Origin of the sequence: Streptomyces sp. NPDC001339 (assembly GCF_042895955.1) — a bacterium.
GTDB lineage: Bacteria > Actinomycetota > Actinomycetes > Streptomycetales > Streptomycetaceae > Streptomyces.
Map to the genome: position 1 here is coordinate 152,730 of NZ_JBIAWT010000007.1, position 14,503 is coordinate 167,232.

The 14,503-nt window shown below is 70.6% G+C and carries 16 protein-coding genes and 1 pseudogene; 7 read left to right on the forward strand and 10 right to left on the reverse strand.

Going from position 1 to position 14,503, the window contains the following annotated elements:
* Positions 1-54: 54 nt before the first annotated feature.
* From ACFY12_RS21635 to efeO, 4 genes are read right to left on the reverse strand one after another with little or no spacing between them, the layout of a single operon-like run.
* On the reverse strand, positions 55-939 hold the full coding sequence (locus ACFY12_RS21635; protein WP_390717477.1) for a hypothetical protein: 885 nt from the start codon (positions 937-939) through the stop codon (positions 55-57).
* Positions 926-1,918, reverse strand: coding sequence for an iron uptake transporter permease EfeU (gene efeU / locus ACFY12_RS21640; protein WP_390717478.1), 993 nt, complete (start codon positions 1,916-1,918; stop codon positions 926-928). Before efeU ends, ACFY12_RS21635 begins: the two co-directional genes overlap by 14 nt.
* Positions 1,919-1,976: 58 nt before the next feature.
* Complete coding sequence (efeB, locus tag ACFY12_RS21645; RefSeq protein WP_390717479.1) at positions 1,977-3,296, reverse strand: iron uptake transporter deferrochelatase/peroxidase subunit; 1,320 nt, start codon at positions 3,294-3,296, stop codon at positions 1,977-1,979.
* 27 nt (positions 3,297-3,323) lie between these two features.
* Positions 3,324-4,478, reverse strand: a complete 1,155-nt coding sequence (gene efeO, locus ACFY12_RS21650; protein ID WP_390717480.1) for an iron uptake system protein EfeO — start codon at positions 4,476-4,478, stop codon at positions 3,324-3,326.
* 555 nt (positions 4,479-5,033) lie between these two features.
* On the opposite strand from efeO, the gene ACFY12_RS21655 reads away from it, so the two are divergent.
* Positions 5,034-5,699 (forward strand): PhzF family phenazine biosynthesis protein, encoded by a 666-nt coding sequence (locus tag ACFY12_RS21655; RefSeq protein ID WP_390717481.1) that lies wholly within the window; start codon positions 5,034-5,036, stop codon positions 5,697-5,699.
* A gap of 69 nt (positions 5,700-5,768) precedes the next feature.
* Here the strand turns inward: ACFY12_RS21655 and ACFY12_RS21660 are convergent.
* Both ACFY12_RS21660 and ACFY12_RS21665 read right to left on the reverse strand, forming a co-directional pair.
* A pseudogene (locus ACFY12_RS21660) lies at positions 5,769-6,554 on the reverse strand (transposase); the annotation flags it as partial.
* Between the two features lie 169 nt (positions 6,555-6,723).
* Entirely contained in the window at positions 6,724-7,332 is a 609-nt protein-coding gene (locus ACFY12_RS21665; RefSeq protein WP_390717482.1) for a TetR/AcrR family transcriptional regulator, read from the reverse strand.
* Positions 7,333-7,393: 61 nt separating this feature from the next.
* Between ACFY12_RS21665 and ACFY12_RS21670 the strand changes: the two genes are divergently transcribed.
* The 3 genes from ACFY12_RS21670 (at position 7,394) to ACFY12_RS21680 (ending at position 9,133) form a co-directional block, all read left to right on the forward strand.
* Positions 7,394-8,593, forward strand: a complete 1,200-nt coding sequence (locus ACFY12_RS21670; protein WP_390717483.1) for an FAD-dependent monooxygenase — start codon at positions 7,394-7,396, stop codon at positions 8,591-8,593.
* Between the two features lie 148 nt (positions 8,594-8,741).
* Positions 8,742-8,954, forward strand: a complete 213-nt coding sequence (locus ACFY12_RS21675; protein WP_390717847.1) for a carboxymuconolactone decarboxylase family protein — start codon at positions 8,742-8,744, stop codon at positions 8,952-8,954.
* The gene (locus ACFY12_RS21680; protein ID WP_390717875.1) at positions 8,888-9,133 is read left to right on the forward strand and encodes a carboxymuconolactone decarboxylase family protein; all 246 of its coding nucleotides are present in this window, start codon (positions 8,888-8,890) and stop codon (positions 9,131-9,133) included. The genes ACFY12_RS21675 and ACFY12_RS21680 overlap by 67 nt, the downstream gene beginning before the upstream one ends.
* A 90-nt stretch (positions 9,134-9,223) precedes the next feature.
* On the opposite strand, the gene ACFY12_RS21685 is transcribed toward ACFY12_RS21680, so the two are convergent.
* Together ACFY12_RS21685 and map are read right to left on the reverse strand one after the other, a co-directional pair.
* The gene (locus ACFY12_RS21685; RefSeq protein ID WP_390717848.1) at positions 9,224-9,853 is read right to left on the reverse strand and encodes a heme oxygenase (biliverdin-producing); all 630 of its coding nucleotides are present in this window, start codon (positions 9,851-9,853) and stop codon (positions 9,224-9,226) included.
* Positions 9,854-10,222: 369 nt separating this feature from the next.
* A complete protein-coding gene (gene map, locus ACFY12_RS21690; RefSeq protein WP_390717484.1) occupies positions 10,223-11,080 on the reverse strand; it encodes a type I methionyl aminopeptidase in 858 nt (285 codons plus the stop codon).
* 65 nt (positions 11,081-11,145) lie between these two features.
* On the opposite strand from map, the gene ACFY12_RS21695 reads away from it, so the two are divergent.
* A complete protein-coding gene (locus tag ACFY12_RS21695) occupies positions 11,146-11,379 on the forward strand; it encodes a hypothetical protein (RefSeq protein WP_390717485.1) in 234 nt (77 codons plus the stop codon).
* 252 nt (positions 11,380-11,631) lie between these two features.
* On the opposite strand, the gene ACFY12_RS21700 is transcribed toward ACFY12_RS21695, so the two are convergent.
* Complete coding sequence (locus ACFY12_RS21700; RefSeq protein WP_390717486.1) at positions 11,632-12,318, reverse strand: hypothetical protein; 687 nt, start codon at positions 12,316-12,318, stop codon at positions 11,632-11,634.
* 156 nt (positions 12,319-12,474) lie between these two features.
* Between ACFY12_RS21700 and npdG the strand changes: the two genes are divergently transcribed.
* Together npdG and ACFY12_RS21710 are read left to right on the forward strand one after the other, a co-directional pair.
* Positions 12,475-13,230, forward strand: coding sequence for an NADPH-dependent F420 reductase (gene npdG / locus ACFY12_RS21705; RefSeq protein ID WP_390717487.1), 756 nt, complete (start codon positions 12,475-12,477; stop codon positions 13,228-13,230).
* A 181-nt stretch (positions 13,231-13,411) separates the two neighbouring features.
* A complete protein-coding gene (locus ACFY12_RS21710) occupies positions 13,412-13,606 on the forward strand; it encodes a hypothetical protein (RefSeq protein WP_390717488.1) in 195 nt (64 codons plus the stop codon).
* Between the two features lie 57 nt (positions 13,607-13,663).
* Here ACFY12_RS21710 and ACFY12_RS21715 read toward each other — a convergent pair whose 3' ends face one another.
* On the reverse strand, positions 13,664-14,470 hold the full coding sequence (locus tag ACFY12_RS21715; RefSeq protein ID WP_390717489.1) for a site-2 protease family protein: 807 nt from the start codon (positions 14,468-14,470) through the stop codon (positions 13,664-13,666).
* Between the last annotated feature and the right edge of the window lie 33 nt (positions 14,471-14,503).

A 14,503-nucleotide genomic window follows, 5' to 3' on the forward strand; every position in this document is an offset into this window, starting at 1 on the left:
ACACCGGATGCCGGGCCCGCCCCACAGGCCGCCGGCCCGCGCACCGGCCGCCGGCTACAGCGGCTTCACCTCGGTTTTGGACTCCCGGCGGTTCAGTACGGTGACCTTGCCGCCGGCCCCCTCGGCCGGCACCGTGACCGCCTGCATCGAGACGGTGGTGAAGGCCATCCGGCTGATCGCCTGCTGCGGGTTGTGCGCACCCACGATCAGGCCCCGCAGCGCCGGCGGCACGGTGATCCGCGCCCCCGTCGAGACGGTCTTCAGCTGGTGGTAGAGCGTCGAGAAGAACACCAGCGCACCGCCGTCCGCGGTCCGCAGCGCCACCGGCGCATGGTCCGTGGCGGCGTCGTCCCACTGGATCCGCTGGCCGGGCAGGTTGGCGTCCCGGGCCCGCCTGGCCCGCCAGCCGTCGGTGTGCGGGCCAGGGGCGAAGGTGCTGCCCTGCCCGGTGTTGAGGTAGTCCGCGTAGCTGCGGCTGAGCTTGCCGGGGGCGACCGTCAGCCCGGACGCCCCGTCCGCGGGCACCGGCTCGGCGTAGCCGTCCTGGTCGGTCTTCAGCTTCGGCGCCTTGTTGCCGTCGAACTCCGCCAGATACACCGCGCGCCACTGCTCGTCGATGCCGTTGCGGCCGAACACCAGGAACCACCGGCGGAACGAGCCGTCGGTGCCCTTGCGGTTGGTGTCCGCGTCCGCGATGAAGTACCGCGGCCAGCCCTTCTGCCGGGGCACGGTGAAATGCGCGTCCTTGAACGTCAGCGCCCGGAAGCCGGGGTTGCCCCGCGGGTTGAGCGCACGCGCCGCCTTTATCCCCGCCTGGTCGATGGCGAGCAGGGCACCGCTCTCGATGGAGGGGTTCAGCTCCGGATTCAGCTCGCGGTTGCCCTTGTTGAAGCCGTCGGCGAAGCGCTGGAGGGCCTTGGCACCGTCAGCCTTCGACACCGCCGGCAGCGTCACCCGCTCGCCGTGCACCGTCACGCACCCGCTGAGTATCAGCAGCGCCGCCGCTGCCGACGTCAGAGTTACGGGCACCCGGATCGGCGACCTGCGTGTCATGGGGCTCGGGCTCCTTCGGGGCGACCGGGGCGGACTGGGCGGCCGCCGGGGTGGCACGATTCGGCGCAACCCTACCCGGGGCGAAGAAGAACAACAGCGTGGGGATCAGATACAGAGCCCACACCGTGACCTGGAGGACGGTCGGGTCCGGCTGGAAGTTGAAGACGCCCTTGAGCAGCGTGCCGAGCCAGCCGTCCGGCGGGATCTGCGCGCTGACGTCGAACGCCCGCGTGCCCAGCCCCGGCAGGACGTCCGCCTCCTGAAGGTCGTGGAAGCCGTACGCCAGCACGCCCGCCGCGACCACCACCAGCATCCCGCCCGTCCAGGTGAAGAACTTCGCGAGGTTGATCCGGACCGCGCCGCGGTAGAACAGCCAGCCCAGCAGCACGGCCGTCAGCAGCCCCAACAGCGCCCCGAGCAGCGGCCGTACACCGTCGTCGGCGGACTGGGCGGCGGTCCAGACGAACAGTGAGGTCTCCAGGCCCTCCCGGCCCACCGCCAGGAACGCGGTGACCACCAGTGCCGCGGTGCCCATCCGCAGGGCCGCGTCCAGCTTGCCGTGCAGTTCCCGCTTCAGATGCCGCGCGGTGCGCCGCATCCAGAAGACCATCCACGTCACCAGGCCCACCGCGATGATCGACAGCGAACCGCCGAGCGCCTCCTGCGCGGCGAACGTCAGGGTCTGCGAGCCGAATTGCAGCACCGTGCCGAACACGAACGACAGCACCACGGCGAGGGTGACCCCCAGCCAGACCGGCCGCAGCCCTTCCCTCCGGCCGGTCTTGACCAGGTAGGCGATGAGGATGCAGACGACGAGGCTGGCCTCCAGGCCCTCGCGCAGACCGATCAGGTAGTTGCCGAGCACGCCGGTCCCTCCCCTTCCATCTTTTCCTTGCTCCTGCTGGGCTTGCCGCTGGGCGGCGTCATGTGAACAGCCCCCGGCCCCACCAGTCGTCCGCGTCCCGGACGCCCGGCGGCACCGCGAACACGGCCGAACCGACGTGCTGGATGTACTCGTTGAGACCGTCGTGCCGCGCCAGGTTCTGCTGCAGCGGTACGAAGCCGTTCCGGACGTCCCGCTGGTAGGCGAGGAAGAACAGCCCCGCGTCCAGCCGCCCCAGCCCGTCCGTGCCGTCGGTGAAGGAGTAGCCGCGCCGCAGAATGCGGATCCCGTTGTTGGAGTCCGGGTGCGCGAGGCGTACGTGCGCGGTCGGCAGCATCGACTTCAGATGCGGCTCGTCCCGCTCGTTCTTCTTGCCGACCGGCGCACCCTCGCCCTTGTCGCGGCCGAAGATGTCCTCCTGCTCCTTGAGCGAGGTGCGGTCCCAGGTCTCGATATGCATACGGATACGGCGCGCGACGAGGTACGAACCCCCGGCCATCCAAGCGGGCTTGTCCCGCTCGCTCACCCACACATGGTCATCCAGGCCGGCGGTGTCGGTGCCCGCGATGTTCCGGGTGCCGTCCTTGAAGCCCATCATGTTGCGCGGCGTCTGCGCGTCCGGTGTGGTCGAGGAGGTCTTGCCGAAGCCGAGCTGCGACCAGCGGATCGCGATCTTGCCGAACCCGATCCGGGCGAGATTGCGGATCGCGTGCACCGCGATCTGCGGATCGTCCGCGCACGCCTGCACACACAGATCGCCGCCGCTGCGCGCCCGGTCGAGGTTGTCGCCGGGGAACGGCGGCAGATCGATCAGCGCCTCGGGCCGCCGCTCCCTGATCCCGAACCGGTCCTTGCCGTCCTTCTCGAACAGCGTCGGGCCGATGCCGAAGGTGAGGGTGAGCCGGGACGGCGGCAGGCCGAGCGCCTCGCCGGTGTCGTCCGGCGGCGCCTCGGCCAGCCCGCCGGCCGCTCCGGCGCCGATCGCGTCGCCGGCGGTCATCCGCGCCGCCGCCTTCGTCCACTCCTTGAGCAGCGCTATCAGCTCGTCGCGGTCGTCGGTGGTGACGTCGAACGCGGCGAAGTGCAACCGGTCCTGGACGGCGCTGGCGATACCCGCCTGGTGCCGGCCGTGGAAGGCGACCGCGGCACCCGCGGTGGCGTCCGCGGCGGCCGGCCGGGCGTCGCCGCCGGTGCGCAGCGCCGCCGCGGTGCCGCCGGCCGCGACCGCGCCGAGCGCCAGCCCGGCGCCGCCCCAGCCGAGCAGCGAACGCCGGGAGGGCGCCAGGGCCTGTGCCGGAAGTCCCGGCTCGCCGTCGTCGGCCGTGCCCTCGGCGATGGTTCTGCCATCCTCATGCGTCATGGGTGACCCCCTGTCCGTCGGCGTGGACTACTTCGAAACGGTGGCCACGGCGGCGGCCAGCTTGGACAGCGGCTCGGCCAGCGCGTTGACACCGTCGGAGAGTTCCTTGCGCTCGTCCTTGCCGACCGTGTCGTACGAGGCGAAGCCGTCCGCGGACGCGCTGTCGCGGTGCTTGTCCAGCCGCGCGCGGATCGCCTTGAACTGCTTGTCCAGCTCCTTCACCAGGGCCGGCGCGTTCTTGGCGGCGACCGGCTTCAGGAGCTCGTAGGCCTTCTCGGCGCCCTCGACATTGCTCTGGAAGTCGATCAGGTCCGTGTGGCTGTAGCGCTCTTCCTCACCGGTGACCTTGCCGGTGGCCACCTCGTCGAGCAGTTCCTTGGCGCCGTTGGCCATGCTCGTCGGGGTGAGCACGGCGGTACCGACCCGCTTCTGCCAGTCCTTGAGGTCCGCCATGAGCCGGTCGGCGAGCTTCTTGTCGTCCCCGGAGATCTTCTCCGCCTCCCACAGGGACTTCTCCAGCTTGTGCCAGCCGGTCCACTCCTGGCCCTTCTCCAGGCCGTCCTCCCGCACATCGACCTTGGGGTCGATATCGCCGAAGGACTCGGCGACCGGCTCGGTGCGCTCCCAGCCGACCCGGGAGAGCGCATAGCTCTGCTTCGCGGCCTCCAGGTCACCGGCCTTGACCGCGTCGACGAACTTCTGCACCTCCGGGATCGTCCGGTCCGCCTGCTCCTGGACGTACGCGCGGTACGCGGCGACCGCGGCGTCCAGCTGGGGGTCCCGCTTGGCGGGGGCGCCCTTCCCGGTGACCGTCACCTTCTGCCGGATGCCGTCGCCCTTCATACCCGGCTTGCAGGCGATTTCGTACGAACCGGCCTTGACCTCCGCGGTGATCTCCGCGGCCGTCCCGGGCCCGATGTTCTCCCGCTCGGTCACGATCCGGTCGCCGGGCGCGTAGAGGTACACCTCGGTGACCTTGGCCCCCTTGTTGTGCACCGCGAACCGGACGTGCCCGGCGGGGAACTCCTTGGCCGAGAGGTCACAGGCGGAGTCCGTCGCGGTCACCTCGATCGCGCCCTTGCCGCCGCCTTTGCCGTCGCTCTTCGCGGCGCAGCCGGCGACGGCGGTGACGGCCGCGGCTGCGGCGACGGCAGCGACGGCGGAGGAGCGGAAGGCTCGCATACGGGTCTCCAAGCGGGCTCGGGAGGGAACGGGTATCGCCGTACGAGGGCGCTACTAAGGCCGCCCTAACTTATCTGAGGCTTACCGAAATCCGACCCGCCTGTCCAGTGATTCCGCTCTCATGGATAACGGCCCGGTCAAGAATCGAGCCTGTCCGGGTAACGGGGAATTCCGGGGCGGGTGCCCGGCGCGGGGTCGCAAGCCCCCGGCGTGCGCCACCCCCCTCCGACTGGTTACTTAGGTTAGGCTAACCTAAGTAACCAGTCCGGAAGGGGTGCTTCATGCCGCCGTTCAGACCGGCCGCGGTCCACGACTCCCCGCGCGACCGATTCCGGCTCCGCGACCGACTCCGCGACCGGTTCCGGCTCCGTATCCGCGTGCGCTGCGCGGAACTGCGACGTGGACTGGCCCGACTGCTCGCCCTGGGGAGTCCCCCTCTGGGGAGTCCCCCTCTGGGGAGTCCCCCTCTGGGGAGTCCCCCACTGGGGAGTCACCCACTGGGGTCGGTCCCCCTCCCCTCAACCGCCCCGCCCGCCCCTGCTGTTCAATATCGAGATGACCGACATCGATGTACTCCGGGTGTTCTGCGGGCCGGACGGGGCCGGCGGTAACAAGCTGGGCGTGGTACGCGACGGGGCGGCGATCCCGGACGCCACCGAACGGGCGGCCCTCGCCGCCCAACTCGGCTTCAGCGAGACCGTATTCCTCGACGACGCCGCGCGCGGCACCGTCGACATCCGTACCCCGAGCGTCCAACTCCCCTTCGCCGGGCACCCGCTGGTCGGCCTGGCCTGGCTGCTACGGAGTCTGGGCCGGCCGCCGCACATCCTGCGCCCGCCGGCCGGCGAGGTCGAAGTCCGCTTCGAGGGGGACCTCGCCTGGGTGCGCGGCCGCGCGGAGTGGGTGACCGCCCGCAGGACCGAACGCCACGCCTCGGCGGCCGAGGTCGACGCCCTGCCCGCACCGCCGCCGGGCGAGGGCTGGCTCTACGCCTGGGCCTGGCAGGACGAGCCCGCGGGCGTGGTGCGCGCCCGGGCCTTCCCGCGCCGCCAGGACTCCATCGTCGAGGACGAGGCCACCGGCGCGGCCGCCCTGCTGCTCACCCATGAACTCGGCCGCGCCCTGGACATCCGCCAGGGCGCCGGCTCGCAGATCCTCACCCGCACGTACCCGGACGGCACCGTCGCGGTCGGCGGACGGGTCCGCCGGGATACTCCGTAGCCCCGCACAGGGGCTCCCAGGGGGCGTCCCTCTGGCAGCCCCTTCCGGCACAGGCCCTGAGCTTGTCGTTTATCTAGTTCGGCGGGGTTTGGTGCCCTTCTTATGGTGTGCGGGGCGTGTGTATGCCTCGCCCGTCGCGAGGACACGGCCCACGTCGTGACGCGCCGCTGTGCGGCGGTTCTTCGAGCCGGGAGGGCGTCCGGGGCCGGCTCGGGCAGGTTGTGGTGCACGCGCGGGAGACAACGTCTTCGCGTGGAGGTTCCGGAACCCCCGGCGGACTCGGGCTGGGGTGAGCCTGTTCGGCTCGGTCTTCTTCTCCCACGGCCGCCGAAGATCGACGGCGAGCGGCCGGCCGAGCCGGAGCTGGGTGTGAGCGGCGATCACCAGCCATGTCCAGCGGTCGGCGGCCTCGGGGCTGCGGAGCCTCGGTTTCGTCCAGCCCAGGGCCTGCTTGAACAGGCGAAATGTGTGCTCAACGTCGAATCTCCGCAGGAACGACTGCCAGCACCGGTCGACGTCCGCCGCGGTGGCGCCGGTGCCCGACCACCACAGCCAGACCGGCTTGTTGACCCCGCCGGAGGGCAGTGTCTCGACGGTGAGGCGGATGACGGAGCCCTCAATGACGGGCAGCGGCTCTTCGTGGCTGCTCCAAGCCGCCCGGCGGGTCAGCCGCGGATGCAGCCGGTCCCACGCCTGCGCAGTCGCCTTCCCGTAGAGCCGTGTGTCGGTGACCGTCACAGCCTGTTCGGCGCCCCAGGTGTCGGGCCGGCCGAAGACGAACTCCCCGCCGTGCTTGGGTGGTCGACCGCCCTGGGGGTCGTAGACGCGCGGCGGCGTCGGTCGGCGTGAACGCCTCCTGCCGGTCCCCCTGCTGCAGCACACTCGTCTCCACGGCCTCGGTCTGGTCAGGTGTGTCCTTGGCCGGAGCACATGATCAGGTCGAGGCCACTCGTGCGTCCGGCCAATGCCCAGGTGAGCGACCCAGTACGAGGAACGTTTCGATCTCGTCAGATAAGCGACAAGCTCAAGGGCCAGGGATGGTGCGGTCCGCGCAGGTGTGGATCAGGCTGAGGAGGGTTCGGCGCAGCTGCTCGGGGGTGAGCCGATGTGGGGCTGCCGCGGTCAGCTGGTTGAAGAGTATGCCGTCCAGGAAGGCCACGAACGCGTTGACGTGTGCCGCGGGGGCAGCTGCTCCCGCGGTGGCGAGCATGTTCTCGGCCACGGCTCGGTGGCGACTGCCCGCGGTGTGTAGGGCGGCATAAAGCTCGGGGCGGCGGGGTGCTTCCAGGGCCAGCTCGTAGCGGGCGAGCATGCGTTCGCGTCCAGCGGTGGTCCAGTGCTGGACGAGGCCCGCAGTGGCCTCGGCGATCTGGGCGATGCTCGCGGGCCCGGTGAGGGCGGGGCGCTCGTCGATCTCGGCGATGTCCAGTTCGGCCAGACGCTCGACGGTGGCCTGTAGGAGTTCTCGGCGCGTGCGGAAGTAGTACGAGCATGAGCCCGTCGGGACTTCGGCGGTCTGGTCGACCGCACGGTGGGTGAGTCCGCGCATGCCGGAACGGGCCAGGGTGCTGATCGCCGCGTCGGCCAGCCGTTGCCGTCGGAGCGTGGTGTGGGTCACTGGTTTCCTCTTCATCTAGACCTCTTCCTCTACAAGTGTAGAGTCTAGTGTCCACTACAGATGTAGAGGAGTGCTGATGGGCAAGGCAGGACGTGCCGGCGGCGCCGGGGAACGCTCCGCGATCGTCGTCGGCGGCGGAATCGGCGGTCTGGCCGCCGGCGTCGCGCTGACGCGGAGCGGCTGGCAGGTGAAGGTGCTGGAGCGCGCCGCCACCTTCGGCGAGGTGGGAGCGGGGCTGTCACTGTGGCTCAACGGACTGCGCGCGCTGGACGCCATGGGTGTGGGCGACCAGGTTCGCGAACAGGCCCTGGTGGAGACCCAGGCGGGCATCCGGAACACGTCCGGTCGTTGGTTGTCGCGGACCGACACCCAGGAACTGGCCAGGCGGTTCGGCCCCATGGTGATGATTCACCGTGCTCAGCTGTTCGACATCCTGCGCACGGCCCTTCCGGCGGGAGCGCTGTGCGCGGACGCCACGGTCACCAGGATCAGTGTCCGGGGCCGACGGGTCGAGGTCGAGCACGGCAAGGGCGTCTCGCAGGCCGATCTGCTGGTGGCCGCCGACGGGATCGACTCCACCGTGCGGCGCTCGCTGTGGCCGCAGGCCCCGGCGCCGCGGTACGCCGGGTACACCGCATGGCGTCTCGTCGTCGACACAGGCCGGCGGCTGTCAGCCGGAGGCGAGAGCTGGGGACGCGGCGAGCGGGTGGGGATCGCTCCGCTCACGGACGGCCGCACCTACCTCTTCTGCGTCGCCAACGCCCCCGAAGGACAGCGCAGCCCCGGCAACGAACTCGCCGAGATGCGTCGACGCTTCGGACGCTGGCATGACCCGATTCCCCAATTGCTGACGGCCGCCGACGAGGAAGCGGTGATGCGCCACGACATCTATGCGTTGCCGCCGCTGGCCAGTTTCGTCACCGGACGCGCCGCGCTGCTCGGCGACGCCGCACACGCCATGACCCCGAACCTGGGCCAGGGAGCCAACCAGGCGTTGGAGGACGCGGTCACGCTGGCCGTGCTCCTGGACGCATATCCAGACGTGGAGTCCGCGCTGGCCACCTACGACCGGCACCGGCGCCCCCGCACTCAGATGATCGCCCGCCGCTCCCACCGAATCGGCATCGTTGCGCAATGGCACTCGGCACCCGCCGCCGCCTTGCGCGACCTGATGCTCCGCCTACCTCCCAGCTCGGCCATGCTCAACGCGCTCACCCCGATCCTCAGCTGGCAGCCACCCCGCCGCGACAACCTCATCGGGCCTCACGTCGGCTGAGCCCCGCAGAGGCGACCGAGGACGCGAGGCAGGGCAAGTCACTACCAAATTCCAGCTATCTACTGTCATGAATGGGGAGAAAATGATGCAGGCAAGGATGGCCAATGTGTACCGCCTCGCAGGTGGCGGCTACCAGGCGATAGCCGCGATGGAACAGTTCTTGCAGGGCAGCGGCGTCCCCCAGCACATCCTGGAACTCGTCAGACTGCGGACCGGCCAGATCAACGGATGCGGAACCTGCGTGGATCTGCATTCGCACCGGGCCCATGAGGCAGGCGAAAGCAACGAGCGGCTGTGGGCGTGGCGGCCTGGCGCGAGGCCCCGTACTTCACCGAACAGGAACGAGCGGCGCTGGCACTGACCGAGGCGGCCACCCGCATCGCAGACAACCCCGACGGCGTTCCCGATGAGATCTGGGATCAGGCCGCCAAGCACTTCGACGAGTCGAGTCTGGCGGCCTTGGTGATGGCCATCGCCTCAGCCAACGCATGGAACCGCATCAACGTCACCACCCGACGGATCGCTGGCTCCTACCGCTGAGCCGACCGCAGTGAGGCACTCTGGCAACAGACGCGACCCAGTTCGAGGAACGTTTCGACCTCGTCAGATAAACGACAAGCTGAGCGTGCCCTAGGCGCTCAGCGGGAACTGCTCGGCCAACTCCCGGAACACCGCGCTGTTCAGCCGGAACGCGCGCTTGCACTCGTCGACCACCCGCTGCTTCTCCAGGTCGTCCACCGGCAGCGCGTCCAGCAGTGACCGGTACTCGCGCTTGAAGGCGGCGGGGTTGGCGATCTCCTCGAAGACGTAGAAGCGGACGCCGTCGCCCTTGCGGGCGAAGCCCCAGGTCTTCTCGGCGGTGCCGCGGATGATCTGGCCGCCGGAGAGGTCGCCGAGGTAGCGGGTGTAGTGGTGGGCGACATAGCCGGCCGGCCAGTCGCGGGCGCAGGCCGTGACGCGGTCGGCGTACGCGGCGGTGGACGGGAGGGGGCGCAGCCCGTCGCTCCAGGACGGTCCCCCGAGGTGCGCCAGGTCGCGCTCCAGCTCGGCGGTGCGGGTCAGCTCCGGGCGGATGAAGGGGCCCGCGACCGGGTCCTCCGAGAGCGCCTCGGCGGAGCTCTCCAGTGCGCGGTAGACGAACCACAGCTGTTCGGTGTAGCGCCGGTAGGCCGTGACGCCGAGCCTGCCGCCGAGCAGGTCGCTCATGAAGGACGAGTTCTCGGCCTCGGTGTGCGCCTCATGGGACGCCGTACGGATCATCGTCGAGAAGGGCGTCCCGGACCCGGCGGGGCCGGGCAGGCCGGACGGAGTCGGGCTGGACGGGCTGGACGCTGCCAAGGCGGACCTCCGGGGACCGAGGAAAGACGGGAACAGGGGGACTCCGCTGAGCCGCGCGAACCCGGGCCTGCTTGCCCGGGCTCACTCGACTACTTAGGCTTACCTAACTACTTAGGTTCACCTGAGTCAACCCTGTTTCCGACGTCCTGTCGGTAACCAGCCTACGGGTTTCCCGACGCGATGTCGGTAAAAACTTGTCCACGGACCGGCGGTGGCACGTCCTGCCCCGGTCCGTCCCGGGTCGGGCCAGGAGACTCCACCGCCGGTCGGGGCGGGATGCTCCGCCGCAGGTCAGGGCAGGGTGAGGATCTCCGCCCCGGTCTCCGTCACCACCAGGGTGTGCTCGAACTGCGCGGTCCGCTTGCGGTCCTTGGTCACCACGGTCCAGCCGTCGTCCCACATGTCGTACTCGTACGTGCCCAGCGTCAGCATCGGCTCGATGGTGAAGGTCATGCCGGGCTTGATGTCGGTGGTGTGGTGCGGGCTGTCGTAGTGCGGAACGATCAGGCCGGAGTGGAAGGACGAGTTGATGCCGTGACCGGTGAAGTCGCGGACCACGCCGTAGCCGAAGCGCTTGGCGTACGACTCGATGACCCGGCCGATGATGTTGATCTGGCGGCCCGGCTTGACCGCCTTGATCGCGCGGTTGAGCGCCTCCCGCGTCCGCTCCACCAGCAGCCTGGACTCGTCGTCCACCTCGCCGCACAGGTACGTGGCGTTGTTGTCGCCGTGCACACCGTGGATGTACGCGGTGACGTCCAGGTTCACGATGTCGCCGTCTCCGAGGACGGTCGAGTCCGGGATGCCGTGGCAGATGACCTCGTTGAGCGAGGAGCACAGGGACTTGGGGAAGCCGCGGTAGCCGAGCGTGGACGGGTAGGCGCCGTGGTCGCACATGAACTCATGGGCGACCCGGTCCAGTTCATCGGTGGTCACGCCGGGCTCGATCAGCTTGGCGGCCTCCGCCATCGCCTGGGCGGCGATCCGGCCGGCGATCCGCATCCGCTCGATCGTTTCGGTGTCCTGCACCTCGGGCCCCGTGTAGGGCGTGGGCGCGTCCTTCCCGACGTACTCGGGGCGCGGGATCGAGGCGGGGACGGGGCGGGTGGGGGAGATCTTCCCCGGGACAAGAAGCGACTGGCCAGACATGCCAGCGAGTGTATCCGCGGGCCGTCGGGCAGGATGGTGGCACAGCACACCCACAGGAGGCGGCAATGGCGCTGTTCAAGCGGCGGACGGTCGGAAAGCCGGGCGAGTGGTTCTACTGCCTCAAGCACCAGAGGGTGGAAGAGGGCCCCGAGTGCCGCGCCGCCGACCGCTTCGGCCCGTACGGCACCCGCGAGGAGGCCGCACACGCCATGGAGACCGCGCAGGAGCGGAATCTGGAGTGGGAGACGGACCCGAAGTGGCACGACAGGGGGAAGGGCGACCGGGAGGGGGAGCAGTGAGCACTCCGCCGCTCGCGGACGGTCACTTACCTCAGCCCCCACCGATCTCTTCCCACCCCTCCACGGGAGGGGCCGGACCGCAGGACGAAGTCCGGAGGGCCGGACCCGTGACGTACAGCCCCGCGCAGCGGCAACGGCCCGCCGCAGGCGAAACGCCGAGGAAGCCGAAGAACAACGGTCGGCCGCCGGGCCCAACGGCGAGAAACCACCACGGCGGGACGGCCGGCAACGTGGGAAGCCGGCCGAGCGCGGCTACCAGTAGGGCGGCGGCCCCGCAATCAGCTCGTCGGCGAGGCGGGCCAGCCGGTCGAGGAACCGGCGGTTCCGGCGGGGCGCGGGCAGGTTGTTCTCGCCGGCGGCCGCGCTCACCAGATGCTGGACCGTGTCGAGGTCCAGCTCATGGCCCACCTCAGGGCTCAGGTCATGGTCCAGGTCACTGTTGTCATTGTCCAGATCATGGGACGTCCCGCCCGCGCCCCCGGGCGGAGCCGGGAGCGCGGTGAGCGCGTCATGGGCCAGGGCGTGCAGATCGCGGTCGCCGCTGTCCAGGGCGAGTACCGTCGCGCCGTTGCGGCGGGCGTCGTGCACCCGTTCCAGCAGCCCGGCCCCCGGCTGCCCCGGTGCGACGACCAGCAGCGTCTCGCCCCGCCCGGCCGCTGCCAGGCGGCCCAGCCCGACGCCCAGATGGGTGGGCGCGCCACCGGGGACGCGGTGCCGTACCAGGGTCGGTGACAGCTCCGGCAGGCCCGACCAGGCGGCCTCGTCGTCCAGGTGGGCGGCCAGATGCCAGGGCTCGTACGTGGCGCTGCCGACGAGCAGCAGTCCGCCGCCGTGCGATCCGACGGCGGCCCGCAGCGACCCGGCGAACCGGCGGGTGTCCTGGATCCACTCGGTTCCGGCGAGGACTTCACGCAGCAGCGCGACCCGTACGGCATCCATGGCGGGCATCCTGCCGCAGGGCGGCGCTGCCTGGTTGCCGGTTCAACTGGCGTCACCCGTACGGAGGGTGACAGAAGGAACCCGCCCGGACCCGCACTCGCGGGTGGAAGGACCCCCGGGTCTTCAGGCCCGGGAGGATGTCAGAGGATCACTGTCATGACTACTACTCCTGACGGTGTCACGCCCGCCACGACCCCCACCGCCACGACCCCCACCGCCCCGGCCGCCACGGAGCCGGCGCCCCGCGATCCCTGGGACCTCCCGGACGTCTCCGGCCTGGTGGTCGGGGTCCTCGGCGGCACCGGCGACCAGGGCCGCGGCCTCGCCTACCGGCTCGCCAAGGCCGGGCAGAAGGTGATCATCGGCTCCCGGGCCGCCGAGCGCGCCCGGACCGCCGCCGATGAGCTCGGCCTGGGCATCGAGGGCGCCGAGAACGCGGAGTGCGCACGGCGCAGCGATGTGGTGATCATCGCCGTGCCGTGGGAGGGGCACGCCAAGACCCTGGAGGCGCTGCGGGAGCCGCTGGCCGGGAAGCTCGTCATCGACTGCGTCAATCCGCTCGGCTTCGACAAGAAGGGTGCGTACGCGCTCAAGCCGGCGGAGGGCAGCGCGGCGGAGCAGGCGGCCGGACTGCTGCCGGAGTCGCGGGTCACGGCTGCCTTCCATCACCTGTCGGCGGTGCTCCTGCAGGACGCGGAGGTCGAGCGGATCGACACCGATGTGATGGTGCTGGGCGAGTCGCGCGCCGACACCGACCTGGTGCAGGCGCTGGCCGCCCGCATCCCCGGGATGCGCGGCGTCTTCGCCGGCCGGCTGCGCAACGCCCACCAGGTCGAGTCGCTGGTCGCCAACCTGATCTCGGTCAACCGGCGGTACAAGGCGCATGCGGGGCTGCGGGTCACCGACGTGTGACGTGCAGGGCCGGTCGCGGCGCTCGGCTTGCTCGCCGCCCCGCGTTTCCGCCGCGCTTCTCCCGCGCGCGGCGGACCGCCGGGCGCCGTTCCCGCGCGGCGGAAGGCTGCCGGGCGCCGCGGAGAGTGCATGGGGGACACTGGGAGCAATTGCCCGATCCCTCACCGAGGAGCCGACCCCCATGCCCCGCCTCGCTCTCATGGCCATCGCTGTCTGCGTGCTCGCCGTTGCGGCAGCCGTCCTCTCCTTCGTCGAGGGCAGCTTCATCGGGATCGTGTGGGTTCTGCTGGCCGGTATCTCCAGCAACATGGCGTGGTTCTACGTACGGAAGGCCCGGCTGGAGCGGCGGGCGCAGGGGGCCCAGCAGGGGGCCTGAGGCGCTTCTGGCGGATCTCCGCGGTCTGGCGGATCTCCGCGGTGTCGCGGCGGCGGCTCAGAGCAGGCCGCTGATCTGCGGAAGCTGCGGTTCACCCGCCCAGAAGCGGAAGAGCTGCTGGCCGAAGTAGGTGTCGACGGGGGAGACGCCGAGGCCGCCCAGGACGGTGTCGACGAAGTCGAAGAAGACCCGGTTGACCTCGGGGACCCACAGCAGTCCGAAGACCGCCAGCAGGCCGAACGGTGCGAACGGCGCCACCTGCTGCCGCAGCTTCGGCGACAGCCAGGGCTCGAGCACGCCGTAGCCGTCCAAGCCCGGGACCGGCAGGAAGTTCAGGATCGCGGCGGTCACCTGGAGCAGGGCGAGGAAGGCGAGAGCGAAGCGGAAGGCGGCGGGCACGCCGTCCAGCGCATGCAGCCAGAAGGGGGCCGTGCAGACCGCCGCGAACAGGACGTTCGTCAGCGGTCCGGCCGCCGAGATCAGGCTGTGCCGCCAGCGGCCCTGGATCCGGCCGCGCTCGATGAACACCGCGCCGCCCGGCAGCCCGATCCCGCCCATGATCACGAAGAGCACCGGCAGCACGATGCTGAGCAGGGCGTGGGTGTACTTCAGCGGGTTCAGGGTGAGGTAGCCCTTGGCCGCCACGGAGATGTCGCCGCTGTGCAGAGCGGTGCGGGCGTGTGCGTACTCGTGCAGGCAGAGGGAGACCACCCAGCCGGAGACGACGAAGAGGAAGACCGCGAAGCCGGGGTTCGCGGCGATCGTGCCGCTCCACACGGCCCACCCCGACACCACCAGGACGGCGACGAGCGCGAGGAACACCGGACTGGTACGGCGGTCGGCGCGCTGGATTGCTGTGGTCATGGTGCGGGCTCCCGGGTCTCGTGATGGGCAGCC

Excerpts from the sequence above, each read along its gene's own strand:
- efeB (WP_390717479.1), bottom strand. The coding sequence starts at position 3,296 with ATGACGCATGAGGATGGCAGAACCATCGCCGAGGGCACGGCCGACGAC.
- efeO (WP_390717480.1), bottom strand. The coding sequence starts at position 4,478 with ATGCGAGCCTTCCGCTCCTCCGCCGTCGCTGCCGTCGCCGCAGCCGCG.
- ACFY12_RS21655 (WP_390717481.1), top strand. The coding sequence starts at position 5,034 with ATGACCGACATCGATGTACTCCGGGTGTTCTGCGGGCCGGACGGGGCC.
- ACFY12_RS21665 (WP_390717482.1), bottom strand. The coding sequence starts at position 7,332 with ATGAAGAGGAAACCAGTGACCCACACCACGCTCCGACGGCAACGGCTG.
- ACFY12_RS21670 (WP_390717483.1), top strand. The coding sequence starts at position 7,394 with ATGGGCAAGGCAGGACGTGCCGGCGGCGCCGGGGAACGCTCCGCGATC.
- ACFY12_RS21675 (WP_390717847.1), top strand. The coding sequence starts at position 8,742 with ATGGAACAGTTCTTGCAGGGCAGCGGCGTCCCCCAGCACATCCTGGAA.
- ACFY12_RS21685 (WP_390717848.1), bottom strand. The coding sequence starts at position 9,853 with ATGATCCGTACGGCGTCCCATGAGGCGCACACCGAGGCCGAGAACTCG.
- map (WP_390717484.1), bottom strand. The coding sequence starts at position 11,080 with ATGTCTGGCCAGTCGCTTCTTGTCCCGGGGAAGATCTCCCCCACCCGC.
- ACFY12_RS21695 (WP_390717485.1), top strand. The coding sequence starts at position 11,146 with ATGGCGCTGTTCAAGCGGCGGACGGTCGGAAAGCCGGGCGAGTGGTTC.
- ACFY12_RS21700 (WP_390717486.1), bottom strand. The coding sequence starts at position 12,318 with ATGGATGCCGTACGGGTCGCGCTGCTGCGTGAAGTCCTCGCCGGAACC.
- npdG (WP_390717487.1), top strand. The coding sequence starts at position 12,475 with ATGACTACTACTCCTGACGGTGTCACGCCCGCCACGACCCCCACCGCC.
- ACFY12_RS21710 (WP_390717488.1), top strand. The coding sequence starts at position 13,412 with ATGCCCCGCCTCGCTCTCATGGCCATCGCTGTCTGCGTGCTCGCCGTT.
- ACFY12_RS21715 (WP_390717489.1), bottom strand. The coding sequence starts at position 14,470 with ATGACCACAGCAATCCAGCGCGCCGACCGCCGTACCAGTCCGGTGTTC.